Annotated in this window: 10 protein-coding genes; 1 reads left to right on the top strand and 9 read right to left on the bottom strand. The window is 60.4% G+C overall.

Translation table 11 applies throughout. The features are described from left to right. Positions 1 to 25: 25 nt before the first annotated feature. The 7 genes from IEX75_RS14640 to xylA all read right to left on the bottom strand — a co-directional run bounded on the left by IEX75_RS14640 (position 26) and on the right by xylA (position 10,029). Positions 26 to 766 (bottom strand): GH12 family glycosyl hydrolase domain-containing protein, encoded by a 741-nt coding sequence (locus IEX75_RS14640; RefSeq protein WP_229720839.1) that lies wholly within the window; start codon positions 764 to 766, stop codon positions 26 to 28. A gap of 589 nt (positions 767 to 1,355) precedes the next feature. Continuing rightward, on the bottom strand, positions 1,356 to 2,960 hold the full coding sequence (locus IEX75_RS14635) for a family 43 glycosylhydrolase (protein ID WP_188795026.1): 1,605 nt from the start codon (positions 2,958 to 2,960) through the stop codon (positions 1,356 to 1,358). Positions 2,961 to 3,082: 122 nt separating this feature from the next. Then, on the bottom strand, positions 3,083 to 4,225 hold the full coding sequence (locus tag IEX75_RS14630) for a sugar ABC transporter permease (RefSeq protein WP_188795025.1): 1,143 nt from the start codon (positions 4,223 to 4,225) through the stop codon (positions 3,083 to 3,085). Between the two features lie 181 nt (positions 4,226 to 4,406). Next, positions 4,407 to 5,939 carry a xylose ABC transporter ATP-binding protein gene (locus IEX75_RS14625; protein ID WP_188795024.1) on the bottom strand — a complete coding sequence of 511 codons (1,533 nt, stop codon included), beginning with the start codon at positions 5,937 to 5,939 and terminating at the stop codon, positions 4,407 to 4,409. After that, entirely contained in the window at positions 5,936 to 6,940 is a 1,005-nt protein-coding gene (gene xylF, locus IEX75_RS14620) for a D-xylose ABC transporter substrate-binding protein (RefSeq protein WP_229720838.1), read from the bottom strand. The genes IEX75_RS14625 and xylF overlap by 4 nt, the downstream gene beginning before the upstream one ends. Before the next feature lie 287 nt (positions 6,941 to 7,227). After that, positions 7,228 to 8,712, bottom strand: a complete 1,485-nt coding sequence (gene xylB, locus IEX75_RS14615; RefSeq protein WP_188795022.1) for a xylulokinase — start codon at positions 8,710 to 8,712, stop codon at positions 7,228 to 7,230. A 3-nt stretch (positions 8,713 to 8,715) separates the two neighbouring features. Then, the gene (gene xylA / locus IEX75_RS14610; protein WP_188795021.1) at positions 8,716 to 10,029 is read right to left on the bottom strand and encodes a xylose isomerase; all 1,314 of its coding nucleotides are present in this window, start codon (positions 10,027 to 10,029) and stop codon (positions 8,716 to 8,718) included. Positions 10,030 to 10,197: 168 nt separating this feature from the next. Between xylA and IEX75_RS14605 the strand changes: the two genes are divergently transcribed. Next, on the top strand, positions 10,198 to 11,382 hold the full coding sequence (locus tag IEX75_RS14605) for a XylR family transcriptional regulator (RefSeq protein ID WP_188795020.1): 1,185 nt from the start codon (positions 10,198 to 10,200) through the stop codon (positions 11,380 to 11,382). Positions 11,383 to 11,436: 54 nt separating this feature from the next. On the opposite strand, the gene IEX75_RS14600 is transcribed toward IEX75_RS14605, so the two are convergent. Both IEX75_RS14600 and IEX75_RS14595 read right to left on the bottom strand, forming a co-directional pair. Continuing rightward, positions 11,437 to 12,708, bottom strand: a complete 1,272-nt coding sequence (locus tag IEX75_RS14600; protein WP_188795019.1) for an MFS transporter — start codon at positions 12,706 to 12,708, stop codon at positions 11,437 to 11,439. A gap of 168 nt (positions 12,709 to 12,876) precedes the next feature. Continuing rightward, positions 12,877 to 14,259 (bottom strand): porin, encoded by a 1,383-nt coding sequence (locus IEX75_RS14595; protein WP_188795018.1) that lies wholly within the window; start codon positions 14,257 to 14,259, stop codon positions 12,877 to 12,879. Positions 14,260 to 14,327: the final 68 nt, after the last annotated feature.

Raw genomic sequence — 14,327 nt, 5'->3', positions numbered from 1 at the left:
CCGGTAGAGGGCGCTGAAAGGCCAATTACTGCGCATTCACCTGGAACCAGGTGGTGCTCACCCAGCCGTTGCCGCGTGTGATCTCGCAGCCGGCCTCTACCACATCCAGATACATCGACTTGCTGAAGCTGGCGCGGCCGACGAGCGTGTTGAAGAAGTGCATGATGTCGATGTTGGCGCTACCGCTCGTGGGCAAGCTGGCCGGCACGCTGCTGCGCTGGGGCAGAAAGGTGTAGACGTAGTAGCCCGCAGCCGAGTTGTCGCCGTACCACAAGTCGTAAGTCACGCCGTTTTCGGTGATCACGCCGGTGGCGATCGGCGAACCGATCGGATAGGAGTTGTTGCCGGCCCAGATCATCACTTCCAGTTGCGGTGTGGATTTCTGGTTGTCGTTGCGCAAGAACATGTCATACGCAAAGTCGCCGGCCATGTTGCTGCCGCCAGATGCATACGAGAACGCCGCCGGAATCGTGCTGGCAGTGGAAATTTGCTTCGGGAACAACGTATCGCCGGTCGGATTCCAGCCGTAATGCCAGCCGCGGATACTGGCCGGATAGCCGTACAGACTGTAGCTGGAGAAATTGAACGAAGCCGTCCATTGCGGGTATTGGCCACTGGATGGGCTCCACGCGATATTGCTGTTGTTGAAATTGTTGTCCCACGCGAAATACGGCGAATAAAGATTGTAAGCACCCGCGTGCGCAGCACCGACCACGCCTGCGCTAAGCAATGCACCAGCAACCAACGAAGCAAGCATCTTCTTCATATCTTTCTCCCGATGTGATGAATCAAGCCATGTTTTTTTGGCGTGCAAACACTACGGGGAGTCGAACCCCTTATACGTACATGGATTGTCACTCCCCTCTTTCATGCGGCTGATGTAGCTGCATGATCCATTGCTATCGATAATCGTGTGCGCGTGTGGCGTCAAATCAAAAATCGCAGATATGCGTTTGAACATCCAATTTCGTAAGTAGCGATTTTTGTTTTGATAAATGTCGTGAACGTTGCGTCACGAAATAAATCCGAACACGTAGGTTGGGTTAGCGCGGCGTAACCCAACATTTCGCGTGGCATTGTTGGGTTACGCTGCGCTAACCCAACCTACAACGCCAAGCTTCTGTCGTTTTGGGACAGAATCTGTCTTTAAATTCAACACACATAAAAAAACGCCGGCATGAACTCGCGTCCATGCCGGCGCCGTCCAACCAGCGTCACCAGGGGTTGGTATGTCGCTGCCTGCACTCGTACGTTCACGGTCTGGGGCCGCGAACGATGCGCAAAAGGCTAAAGCTTGCAGGCTCGAGCCGGGAGGGCTCGAGTGATCCAACAAACTGTATTAATGGGCCATGTGCTCAGGCAATGGCGCGATACCTGAAATCCCGGACTCGTACACTGCCGCTGTTCGCGCTGTAGATACCTAGCTTGAGACTGAGAAACTCACCGAACACGTTGTGATTCAAGCCGGACACTTCCATGCGCAGGTCGAGCAGCGTCCAGCTTCGACCATCGTCGTGCGAATAATGGAAAGTCACCACGTTGTTGTCGTTGGTAAGCCGGATGCGCACGCTGGATGTACGCATGGGCTTTCGTGCCCAACTCAACTCCGAGGCGTACTCGAAGGTTTTTAACTGCTCTGGTGTGAATCCGATACCGACGAACGCCTTTGGGTTATAAAAAAGCAGCAGGCCACCTTCGGCATCTCCGATAAGATCGAGCGTTACTTCGGCGACGTAGGCACGGTCGCCGACCAGGCACGTCAACGGTGACGTATCCGCTAGCGATTGGCCCTTGCCGGCGATACGCAGACCGTTCGCCTCGTAACTGACGCGCTGCATGTCTTCCGGCTTCGGGTTGTAGAACGTCCACTGCACCCCCAATCGGTTCGTGGTGAAGTCATCTGATAATGCTGCACCGGAAGGGCTTGCCTTGCCGCCTCTGGGCGCAGGCAGCGGCCTGGAGAGATCCCCGCCCATCGCCTTGAACCAACCATCAGTCGTCCATGCCATCGGTTCCAGCAAGGTCTGTCGACCCAGCGTTCGGAAACCATTTTCGTAGCCGTGATAAACCATCCACCAGTCGCCCGCAGGACCTTCCACCAACGAAGCGTGACCGCGCGACCACCACGGTTCGTCGGCGCTGTTGGTGCGAACCAACGGATTGTGCGGGCAATGCTCCCAGGGACCGTGGATGGATCTGGAACGTGCAGCGATCACCATATGGCTGGTCGGTGGCCCGGCCGTGCCACCTACGGCGGTGATCAGATAGAACCACTCGCCGTGACGCAAAAGCTTCGGCCCTTCAGGCGCGAAATCCTCCACCACCCAGTCTTCCGGATAGCGCCACGGGCTGTAGGCGTGCTCCAGCGGGCCATCCGCAGCAAGACCATCGTCCGTGAGGCGCACCATGCGAATACCGTTGACGAACAGATAGCGCTTGCCATCCTCGCCCACCACATGCCCCGGATCGATGCAGCCCACGATGCTCATATCGATGGGATCGCTCCACGGGCCTTTGATGTCGTCCGCCCAGATCACATGGATCGACCAGCCTTTGCCTGTATCCGCGGGGATGTAGATGAAATAGCGGCCGTTGTGCTTGCACAGGTCGACCGCAAAGATGGTGCCGAGCGGCTTGGTGAGCGCGGCGGTGATCGGCGCCCAGTTCACCAGGTCGGTGGAATGCCAGATCACGATGCCCGGGTAGTAGCAGAACGACGTGAATGTCATGTAGTAGTCGCTGCCATCCTTGAGGATGGTGGGATCGGGATGATCACCGGCGACGATAGGGTTGAGATAAGTGCCGTTGCCGAGGTCGGCTTTACGCTGGTTTTCCAGGCCGTGAGCCCATTTTGGTTTGTATGGTGCGCATGACGCGGTGGCCGCCTTCGCCATGAAGGGCGCCGCGGCGGCGCTGGTTAGCGCCATCTTGAAAATGTTGCGACGGGACGCGTTCACCATGTTGCGGTGCTCCCCTTTTTCTCGTGATCGTAGGTTGGGGTGCAAACCCCAACATGGCTTGTCCAAGCATGGCGATGTTGGGGTTTGCACCCCAACCTACGTGCCATCCGGATTTACAAGGGTTAGTCGCGCTTGGTGCCCGACAACACATCCACCCACACGGCAATCACCAGAATCGATCCCTTCACGATCAACTGCCAGTAATTGTCGACGTCCATCATCGACATGCCGTTGTCGAGGCTTGCCATCACCAATGCGCCAATCAATGCGCCATGCACGGTACCCGCACCGCCGCGCATGGAAGCACCACCAATAAAGCATGCCGCGATCGCATCCAATTCACCGTTGGTGCCCGCGGAAGGCGAACCTGCGGCAAGCCGTGCGGTGTTGATGATGCCGGCAAACGCACACATCAAACCCATCAGCGCAAACACCACCATCTTTACGCCGGACACGTCGATACCGGACAGCCGGCTGGCTTCCATATTGCCGCCCACCGCATAGATGTGCCGGCCAAATACCGTCTGCGTGCCGATGTAGGTAAAGATCGCCAGCAGTGCGAGCAGGATCATCACCGGCAGCGGTACGCCGTTGTAGCGGTTGAGCATCACCAGGAAGCCGGCCATCACCACGCCGATGGCAATCACCTTGACGGCGTCCCGCCATGCGGCGGACTGCGGAATCGACAAAGCCGCGCGGCGGCGGCGGCGCATGATCGTCATCGCCGCCAAGGCCACGAAGACAATCGCCGCCAGCCAGCTCGAAAGCGTGGGATTCACGTAGCCCTGCGCGAGATACACCATGTCGGCCGGCACCGGCGCAATGGTGGCGCCATGCGTAATGCCTTGCAGCACACCACGGAACGCGAGCATGCCACCCAGGCCGACAATGAATGAGGGCACGCGCAGCCGCGTGACGATAAAGCCATTGAGCATGCCGGCAGCAAGCCCCAGCAACAGCACCACGATCACCGCAGGCCAGGAACCCCACTGCAAATTGACCGTAAGCACCGCTGCAATGCCACCAAGCAGGCCAAGCAAGGAACCGACGGACAGGTCGATTTCACCCGCGATGATCACGAATACCATGCCGCACGCCAGCATGCCGGTGATCGAGGTCTGGCGCAGCAGATTGGAAAGATTGCGCGAGCTGATGAAGGCGCCGTCGGTGGCGATGTGGAAGAAGATCCAGATCACCGCTAGCGCAAGCAGAAGCGCCAGGATTTTGTAGCGGACGAAGAGTGTTCGTAGTTCTTGTGCGCGCATGTGGAAGCTCGTGTTCCTTCAATCTGTTTCAGTTATGCGAGTTGCCATGCTCCCTCCCCTGCGTGCAGGGGAGGGTTGGGGTGGGGTTGCTCGGGCTTGCCGCACGATTTGAACTCCCCGCGAGGTTGCTTCACCCCACCCCAGCCCTCCCCTACTGCACGTAGGGGAGGGAGCAATGCGTCTACGCCCTCTTCGCCTGCGGAATCGCTGCCGCCATCACCTGCTCCTGGGTCAGCCCGTCATTCTGCAGATCCGCACACAAGCGCCCCTCGCCCATCACCAGCACGCGGTCGCTCGTCCCGAGAATCTCCGGCAGTTCCGACGACACCAGGATGATCGAAATCCCCTCTTTCGCCAGTTCGAAAATCAGGCGATAGATATCCACCTTCGCGCCGACGTCTACGCCGCGCGTCGGTTCGTCGAGAATCAGAATGCGCGGTTTAGTCAGCAGCATGCGCGAGAACAGCGCCTTCTGCTGGTTGCCGCCGGACAGGTTGGCAATCGGCAGTGCCGCGCTGGACGCCTTGATGTGCAGCGAAGCAATCTGCGCCTCGGCCACGCTCCATTCGCGCCCGCTGTCGAGATGGCCGGCGCTGGCGTAATGCTGCAGCGTTGCCAGGGTGATGTTCTTGTCCACGCCCAGCAACGGCACGATGCCGTAGCGTTTGCGGTCTTCCGACACCAGGCCAAGCCCGGCGCGAATGGCGTCGCGCGGCGAGCGGATCTTGAGCGGCTTGCCGTCCATGATCAGCTCGACCTGGCTGCGGCCGGGATAGGCGCCGAAGATGGCGCTGACCAGTTCGGTGCGTCCGGCACCGACCAGGCCGGCAATGCCGAGAATCTCGCCGCGCCGCAGCGAGAACGAAACATCTTTCACGCGCTGACGCGAGGGATCGGTCACGTCGTAGCAGGTGACGTGTTTCGCTTCGAACACCACCTCGCCGATCTCGTGGTCGATTTTCGGATACAACGTTTCCAATCGGCGGCCGACCATCATCGCGATGATGCTGTCTTCGTCCAGCTCGCTCATCGGCTTGGTGGCAACGTGCCTGCCGTCGCGAATGACGCTGACCGTGTCGCAGATGCGCGCTACTTCATCCAGCTTGTGCGAGATGTAGATGCAGGCAATGCCGCGCTGCTTGAGCCGCTCGATGATGCCGAGCAGCACTTCGGTCTCTTTACCGGAAAGCGACGAGGTGGGCTCGTCGAAAATCAGCAGGCGTGCATCCTTGGCCAGCGCCTTGGCGATTTCGAACAGTTGCTGGTGGCCGCCGCCGAAAGCTTTTACGGGCAGCGCAACGTTCACGTCTTCAAGCTGCAGCTCTTTCAGCAAGGCATGCGCGCGCGCATACATTGCCTCATAGTTCATGCGCCCGCCGGGCAGCTTGAGTTCGTTGCCGAGAAACAGGTTCTCCACCACGGAGAGTTCCGGCACCAGCATCAGTTCCTGATGAATGATGACGATGCCTGCCTGCTCGCTGTCGCGCACCGAACGCGCGTGCAACGGCTTGCCCTGCCAAAGCATTTCGCCTTCCCAGGTGCCATGCGGATACACGCCCGACAGTACCTTCATCAGCGTCGATTTGCCGGCACCGTTTTCGCCGCACAATCCAAGGCATTCGCCGGGACGAACCTGCAGGTCGATACCGTCCAGCGCCTTGACGCCGCCGAACGACTTGCGGATATCGCGCATCTCGAACAGGTAGTCGCTCATGGCTTGTCCGCTCCGTGGCCGTACACCTGGTCATGCGTGTAGAAGCCGTCCTGGATCACCACGTCGACATTTTTTTGCGTCAACAGGATGGGCGTGAGCAGTACCGTGTCCACGTCCTTGGTGCCGTTGTTCAAGGTGGTGGTGTAGTGCGGCTGTTCATTGCGCACCAGTTGCACGGCAAGTTGTGCCGCTTCCGTCGCAATCTTCTTGATCGGCTTGTACACCGTCATGGCCTGCGTGCCGTCGATCACGCGCTTGACCGCGGCCAGATCAGCATCTTGACCTGACACAGGCACCTCGCCGGCCAGCCCTTGCGCGGCCAGCGCCTGGACCGCGCCGCCAGCCGTGCCGTCGTTGGAAGCAACCACGCCTTGAATATTGTTGGCGTTGGCGGTCAGTGCATCCTCAACGATGCGCAAGGCCTTGGAGGCATCCCAATCCGGCGTCCACTGCTGCCCGACGATCTTGATCGCACCGTTGTCGATCGCCGGCTGCAGCACTTTCATCTGGCCCTGGCGGATGATCTTGGCGTTATTGTCGGTGGGCGAGCCGCCAAGCAGGAAGTAGTTGCCCTTCGGCGCGCGATCCAGCACGCCTTGCGCCTGCAGCTCGCCGACGCGCTCGTTGTCGAAGGTGATGTAGGCATCGACGTTGGCGTTGAGGATCAGGCGATCATAGGAAATCACCTTGATGCCATTTTGCTCCGCCTCGGCTACGACGTTGCTGAGCACTTTGGAGTTGAACGGCACGATCACCAGTACGTCAACCCGGCGGGCGATGAGGTTTTCCAGTTGGGCGACCTGGCGCTCTTCGCTGGCATCGGCGGATTGTACGTAGACCGTGGCGCCGAGCTTGGTGGCGGCGGCAACGAAGTAGTCGCGATCGTGGGCCCAGCGTTCGAGGCGGAGGTCGTCGATGGAGAAGCCGATGACGGGGTGGTCTTTGCTGGCGTGGGCGGCGGTGGTGAAGACACACAACGCTGCCAGGGCGAGGTATTTCACGGCTGCCGCCATACCTATCCGTGCCTTGCCGTCATTCCGGCGAACGCCGGAATCCAGTTTAAATATGCGTCCGAAGGACACCGCATCTTTTATGCCGGGTGCTTCGCACGGCGTATTGGGACTGGATTCCGGCGTTCGCCGGAATGACGAGCGCGTTGAATGAGCCTTTGGATGCAAGAAATAGGCGTAACGCTCCGCACAGCCCCTCAGCCCACTCCTTTTCCCTTGGGAAAAGGGCAAAGACAAAATGCCCTCCCCGAAGGCGAGAGGGAGCAGATCACGCTTCGTCATGTCGTCCCTCTTACCCGATATACACCAGCCAGCTGGCGATACAACGCCCGGAACTTCGGCTGCCGTTGCTCGCGATAATAAGCATGCCGCGCCGCATCCGGTTCGCGCACTGCGGTGATTTCAGGCATTTCGCATACATCTTCCAACGCCGCACCCGGCTCCGCGGCAAGATACGCCAGGCGCGCCGCACCGAGCGCAGCACCTACTTCGCCACCCGCACGCAAGGTCAGCGGCCGGCCGATGATGTCCGCCAGCATCTGCGTCCAATACGCACTGCGCGAACCGCCGCCGATCACGGTGATGTCATTTGCCTGCAAGCCGGCCGCATCCACCGCTTCGATGCCGTCGAGCAAACCAAGCCCCACGCCTTCGAGCGTGGCGTTGGCAAGATCCGCGCGCACGGTATCCGTCCGCAATCCGGTGAAGGCGCCGGCCGCATGCACGTCGTTGTGCGGCGTGCGTTCGCCGCTGAGGTAAGGGAGGAAGAACGGGGCATTGCTGCGCGCTACGGTGCGTTCCGCGTCGGCAAGCAGTGCTGGCACGTCGGCATAACCGGTCAGGTTCGCCGTGAAGTCCACGCAGCTCGCAGCGCTGAGCATCACCGACATCAGATGCCAGGTACCCGGCAAGGCATGGCAGAAGCTGTGCACGGCCTGCTCCGGCCGCGCGAGATAACCATCGGAGACGGCGAAATACACACCCGAGGTACCCAGCGACAACATCGCCTGCTTGTGGCGCACGATGCCGACGCCGACCGCACCCGCTGCGTTATCGCCACCGCCTGCTGCAACCGGCACGCGTTGCATGCCCCAGCGTTCAGCCAATGCCGGGTTCAAGTAGCCCGTGACGGCATTGCCTTCGTGCAGCGATGGCATGGCGTCCTGCGGCAAGCCAGTCAACTCCAGCATGCGCTGACTCCAGCGGCGCTCCGCGACATTGAGCCACAGGGTGCCGGCTGCATCGGAAACATCGGTGGCGTATTCGCCGGTCAAGCACAGCCGCAGGTAGTCTTTGGGCAGCAGCACCTTGGCGATGCGTTCGAACACCTGCGGCTCATGCTCGCGCAGCCACAGCAGCTTGGGCGCGGTAAAGCCGGGCATGGCGAGATTGCCGGTGATCTCACGAAAACCCGGCCAGCTTTCCATGTCGACGCACTGCGCGTCGCAGCGGCCATCGTTCCACAGGATGGCCGGGCGCAGCACGCGGTCGGCCTTGTCCAGCACGGTGGCGCCGTGCATCTGTCCGCTCAGGCCAATGCCGGCGATCTGGCGAGGGGCGATGCCTTCCCTGCCCGCCTCGGCCAGCAGTTGCTCGATGGCCGACTGCGCCGCCTGCCACCACTCGTGCGGGTCCTGTTCCGACCAGCGCGGTTGCGGATTCGACAGGCTCAGCGCATGCGACGCCGTGGCGCGCACTTTGCCGGCAGCATCGATCAAAACAGCCTTGATGGCCGAGGTACCCAGATCGATTCCGAGGAACATGCGTCAGCTGTAGATATAAGCGTTGACGAGGTTTTCCAGGTGTTCCTGCTGACCTGAAACATGCGCGGGACGCAGATCGCGCTGCACCGCTTCTTGCGCCAGCGATTCGAGCGAGAAACTGCCTTCCAGGATCTGCTTGCCGAATGGCGCATCCCAGCCGGCGTAACGCCTGGCCTTGAACTCGGCCAGCGCATCGCGCTCGATCATCTTGGCGGCGCGCTCCAAAGCAATCGCCAGCGTGTCGAATGCACCGACGTGGCCGTGGAACAAGTCGGCCGGATCGCTGCTCTGGCGACGCACCTTGGTATCGAAATTGAAACCGCCGGTGGTGAAGCCGCCATGGCGCAGAATCTCGTAGATCACCAGCGTCATTTCTTCCACGCTGTTGGGGAACTGGTCGGTATCCCAGCCATTCTGCGGATCGCCGCGGTTGGCATCGATGCTGCCGAACAGGCCCAACGCGATCGACGTGGCCACTTCGTGGTGGAACGAATGGCCGGCGAGCGTGGCGTGGTTGGCCTCCAGGTTCACCTTGACTTCCTGCTCCAGGCCGAACTCCTTGAGGAAGCCGTACACCGTGGCAGTGTCGTAGTCGTATTGATGCTTGGTGGGCTCCTGCGGCTTGGGCTCGATCAGGATCGTGCCCTTGAAACCGATCTTGTGCTTGTGCTCCACCACCATCCGGAAGAAGCGGCCGAGCTGCTCGCGCTCGCGCTTCAGATCGGTATTGAGCAAGGTGTCGTAGCCTTCACGGCCGCCCCACAGCACGTAGTTGGCGCCGCCCAGGCGATGCGTGGCCGCCATGGCGTGGAACACCTGCGTAGCGGCGCAGGCGAATACTTCCGGCTGCGGATTGCTGGCCGCGCCCGCAGCGTAGCGCGGATGGCTGAACAGGTTGGCGGTGCCCCACAGCAGTTTCACGCCGGTTTCGGCCTGCTTGGCTGCCAGCACGTCGACCATGGCGGAAAGGTTGCTCACGTACTCGGGCAGGCTGTTGCCTTCCGGCGCCACGTCGGTGTCATGAAAGGTGTAAAACGGCGTGCCCAGACGCTTGAAGAAATCGAACGCGGCGTTGGCTTTCTCGCGTGCGCGCTGCATCGGGTCGCCGGCTTCATGCCAGGGACGGCCGAAGGTACCGTGGCCGAACATGTCAACACCGGGCCATACGAAGTTGTGCCAATAGCACACGGCCAGGCGGAGGTGTTCGTCCATGCGCTTGCCCAGCACCATGCGCGCCGGGTCGTAATGACGAAAAGCCAGGGCGTCCTTGGCCGCCCCGGCCTGTTGAATGGGGGAGATGTGGTCGAAGTAACTCATGTGGTGCTCCTGTCTATGCCCCCGATGCTGCAGTTCACTCCTTGGCCCCGCAATTGCGAAATCCGCCATCGGCACTGGGTTTTTCTTTGTCGCGTTGCGTCATGTGCCTGATCCTGCGAACTGTTAGCGTTTTGTCACGGCACGCGTGGCCGTGCCTGGTTGCTGCTCATGACGAAGCCACATCGCATCGCACTCCTCTTCAACGCCAACAAGGTGTACGACCGGCAGGTGATTGCCGGAATCGGCCAATACCTCACGTCCACCCGCGTGAAATGGGACCTTTTCATGGAAGAGGATTTCCGCAGCCGCACGGTGGGCATCCATCAGTGGCGCGGTGACGGCATCATTGCGGACTTTGATGACCCGGTCGTTTGCGAGGCATTGGCCTCGATGCCTATTCCGGTGGTGGCTGTCGGCGGATCCTACGCGGACGAAACGCATTACCCGCACAACATTCCCTATGTAGCCACCGACAACCAAAAACTGGTTCGACTGGCTTACGACCATTTGATCGAACAAGGCCTGCAGCGCTTCGCCTTTTATGGCCTGCCGCCGAGCCCCGGCAACCGTTGGGCGCACGAACGCGAAATGGCCTTTATGCAAATGGTCCGCGCAGATGGGCTGGAAGGCAGCGTCTACCGCGGCTCCTCCACCAGCGCAGGCGGCTGGGGCCGCGCGCAGGAAGAAATGGTGGAATGGGTACGCTCCTTGCCCAAGCCGATCGGCATCATCGCCACCACCGACGCACGCGCGCGGCATTTGTTGCAAGCCTGCATCGTGGCGGACGTGCCGATTCCCGAGCAGATCGCCATCGTCGGCATCGACAACGACCCCATCGCACAATTGCTGTGCCGCATTCCGCTTACCTCAGTGATTCAAGGTGCCGAAGAAATGGGCCGCATGGCCGCCCAGGTTCTGCACCAGATGCTGCACGGCGGGGATTGCTCAACCACCCGCGTGCTGGTGCCCCCTGTGGGCATCAACGTGCAGGCCACCAGCCTGCATCAACCGCTGAAGAGTGCCTACGTGATGCGCGCCAAGCATTACATCCGCCAGTACGCGTGCCTTGGCATCAAGACCGAGCAGGTAGCCGATTACGTCGGCATCTCGCGCACGCTGTTGGAAGAACACTTCAAGCGTGAGCTTAAGCAATCGGTGCACCAGACCATTCTCGAGCACAAGCTGGAAATGGCGCGGCAGATGCTTACGGATCCGTCCATTCCCTTGAGCGACGTAGCCGTGCGCAGCGGCTTTACCTCGTTGCAATACATGTACGCGGTGTTTCGGCGCGAATTCAATTGCACGCCGCGGCAGTACATGGAGAACGCCAGGGGAAGCGTGCGCAGCCATTGAGGGCTGCGGCGATTTTGCCGCGAGCCGCAGGTTGGATTGCGAACCTACGAGCCTTCAACTTCTAGGCAAGCTCGCTCCCTCACCCCAACCCTCCGCCCTAAGGGGAGAGGGAGCAGAAGCGGCCATCGCCACGCCGCGCGCCTCTGGCCCAAACGCCATCAACAGAATCAGCGCCACGGCCACGCTGCCCGCCACCAGCAACAACGCATAGCCGTAATCCTGCCCATGCCGCTGCGCGATTTCCGCCTGCAGCACCGGGTTGATGGCGGCGAGGAAATTGCCCAGCTGGTAGACGAACCCCGGAAACGTGCCGCGAATTTCCGCTGGCGACAATTCATTGAGATGCGCAGGCACGACACCCCAAGCCCCCTGTACACCGAACTGCATGACGAACGCCGCTGTGCACAGCATGTACACGTCGCGGCTATGCGACCACGGATACACCGCGAGCAAAGCCAATACGCAAGCCAGGATGATCGAACGGCGGCGGCCGATTTTCTGGCTAAGCATGCCGAAGAAAAGGCCGCCGAGGATCGCGGCCACGTTGTAAACCAACACGATATTGGTAAGCGTGGCATGCGGCAGACCCAGCTGCTTGCCGAGGAACAGTTTGGGATAAATATCCTGCGTGCCATGCGAGAAGAAATTGAATGCGGTCATCATGGCGATCGCGTAAACCGTCAGCTTCGCATTGGCCTTTACGATCTGCAGCAAGGAACTCCTGGGCCGCTGCTGCATCACTTCGAACGCCGGGCTTTCATGGATCTTGGCATTGATGAAGAACACCAGTAGCGCAGGCGCCGCCCCCACGAAAAACATGCCGCGCCAGCCGAGCGTGGCATAGCAAAGCCCGAACAGCAGCGTCGCCAGGAAATAACCCGCCGGGTAACCGGCCTGCAACAGCCCCGATACCCAGCCACGCCAGCGCGCCGGGATCGTCTCCATAACCAGCGAGCTGCCCACGCCCCACTCGCCACCCATGGCAATACCGAACAAGGTGCGGATGACCAGGAACGATACATATGACCAAGCCAGGCCGCTTACGAACTCGAACAGCGAGTAGAGCACGATCACCAGCATCAACGTCGGCTTGCGGCCGTAGCGGTCCGCCATGCGGCCGAAGATGAACGCACCGACCGCACGCGACGCCAGCGTCAAGGTGATGGCCACCGTGATGCTGGTGATGCTTACACCAAAGGTCTTGGCGACTTCATCGAAGGTGAAGATCAGGATGAAGAAATCGAACGCGTCGAGCGTCCAGCCGAGGAACGCGGCGAGGACGGTGTTGCGTGCGCGGGCAGTGTCAATGTCTGGTACGGAATTCATGAAAATATCCTGCTGATTGCTGACGTTGAACTCCCTTGCCGTCATTCCCGCGAAAGCGGGAATCCATGTTGCTCTGAGGCAAAAGCAACGATGGATTGACCGGCATTCGCCGTTGTAAAGCGCCTCCGCTTTCGCGGGAATGACGGCGCGGAGAGATACGGGACTGTCTTAGAACACAACCCTCACACCCACCGTCGGATCAAACGACGCCCGTTGCAGATACCCATTGGCCATGCCGTCGTAAACCTTCGACCACTGCACACCGCCATACACATCGAAGAACCGGCCGAAATGCTGATCCAGCACCAACGACAGCGCGTCGTAATGGCCACTGCACTGCGCCGAACTGCTATCCGAACAACTGACCTTCGCGTAGCTGCTCTGCATGGCGCGGTAGTACACGGCAAAGGCATCCAACGACGGTGTCAGCGCATAGCGCATGCCTACCCAGGCCACTTCGAAAATCTTGGGCCGTGGAAACGCATCGTTATTCGGAACAACGAAGTAGCCGCCAATCGTCTGGCTGCCGACCGGCAGCGGTGAGGAAGGATTGACGTAACGGATATGCTCGTAGGCGCCGAAGAACTTCGCCCTGCCTGCGTTGTATTCGCCCAGGAACGTGTAAGAAGTGTTGTCCGACACGGTACCAGGCAGCGCCTTATCGACTGGCAGGCCATAAGTGGACGAACCGGGTGTGTACAACGCCGCCACCTGCGCCGCACTCAGCGTGCCAAACAAAATGGCATCGTTCTTGTGCGCCAGCACGGCATTCACCGACCACGGGCCCTGGGTAATACCCATATCCACTTGATACGCCGTACCGCGCGAACTGGACAGCTCCCTGGCGTTGCCGAACTGATACATCGCACCACCGTGGAAAATCCCGTTCGTCACGGTGTACTTCAACGTACCGTCGAGCGCGCGGTCCTGGGTATCGCCGGTGCCTGCCGTAGAGCCAAAAAAGCCGACATACGAAAAGGCCAGCGAGCAGCTCAGCGGATCGTATTTACACACTTCGTCGTTGAGCAGCGTGCTTTGACGGCCGAAGGTCAGCGTGCCGTAGCCCGGCGACTCCACGCCCACAAAGGCGCGGCCGTTCAACGCCTGACCGGCACGCGACGAATCACCCCATGATTTTTGCTGTGCCAGCGGCACGCCATTGTTCACCGCCAGCGAGCGCGGGCCATCGATCAGCGTCATCGAGGCCGGCAGAAAACCGGTATCCAATTGGAAAATGCCCCACCAGCCCGCACCCAGCGGTTCGCGCCCTTTGATGCCGATGGTGGAAATACTCATGCCGTTGGAGGCCAGCGAGGTGTTCGGCTTGTTGCTGGCCTTGATCAGAAAATTGTTGACGTTGGTGGCGGCCGCATCGCTGAAGGCACTGCCATGGCTCTGATAGGACACGCCGACGTCAATCGTGCCGTACAGCGTGATGCCATACATCGTGAGGCTGTTCGACGGGTCCGAGCCGCTGTCGGCCCAGGATGGTGAAGACGCCAACGCGCAGGCGATCGCCAATGCGCTGATGGTGAGCCTTGTTTTCGGCATGTGAAGCTCTCCCCGTAAACGTGCGTTATGCCAATGGTCCTGCGCGCATCGGCGTGTTGTTGGTTGTC

The organism is Dyella nitratireducens (assembly GCF_014642835.1).
GTDB lineage: Bacteria > Pseudomonadota > Gammaproteobacteria > Xanthomonadales > Rhodanobacteraceae > Dyella_B > Dyella_B nitratireducens.
Note: the sequence above shows the minus strand (reverse complement) of the source record. Positions and strands in the feature narration are given on the sequence as shown.

Excerpts from the sequence above, each read along its gene's own strand:
- IEX75_RS14600 (WP_188795019.1), bottom strand. The coding sequence starts at position 12,708 with ATGAATTCCGTACCAGACATTGACACTGCCCGCGCACGCAACACCGTC.
- xylA (WP_188795021.1), bottom strand. The coding sequence starts at position 10,029 with ATGAGTTACTTCGACCACATCTCCCCCATTCAACAGGCCGGGGCGGCC.
- xylB (WP_188795022.1), bottom strand. The coding sequence starts at position 8,712 with ATGTTCCTCGGAATCGATCTGGGTACCTCGGCCATCAAGGCTGTTTTG.
- IEX75_RS14640 (WP_229720839.1), bottom strand. The coding sequence starts at position 766 with ATGAAGAAGATGCTTGCTTCGTTGGTTGCTGGTGCATTGCTTAGCGCA.
- IEX75_RS14635 (WP_188795026.1), bottom strand. The coding sequence starts at position 2,960 with ATGGTGAACGCGTCCCGTCGCAACATTTTCAAGATGGCGCTAACCAGC.
- IEX75_RS14625 (WP_188795024.1), bottom strand. The coding sequence starts at position 5,939 with ATGAGCGACTACCTGTTCGAGATGCGCGATATCCGCAAGTCGTTCGGC.
- IEX75_RS14595 (WP_188795018.1), bottom strand. The coding sequence starts at position 14,259 with ATGCCGAAAACAAGGCTCACCATCAGCGCATTGGCGATCGCCTGCGCG.
- IEX75_RS14630 (WP_188795025.1), bottom strand. The coding sequence starts at position 4,225 with ATGCGCGCACAAGAACTACGAACACTCTTCGTCCGCTACAAAATCCTG.
- IEX75_RS14605 (WP_188795020.1), top strand. The coding sequence starts at position 10,198 with ATGACGAAGCCACATCGCATCGCACTCCTCTTCAACGCCAACAAGGTG.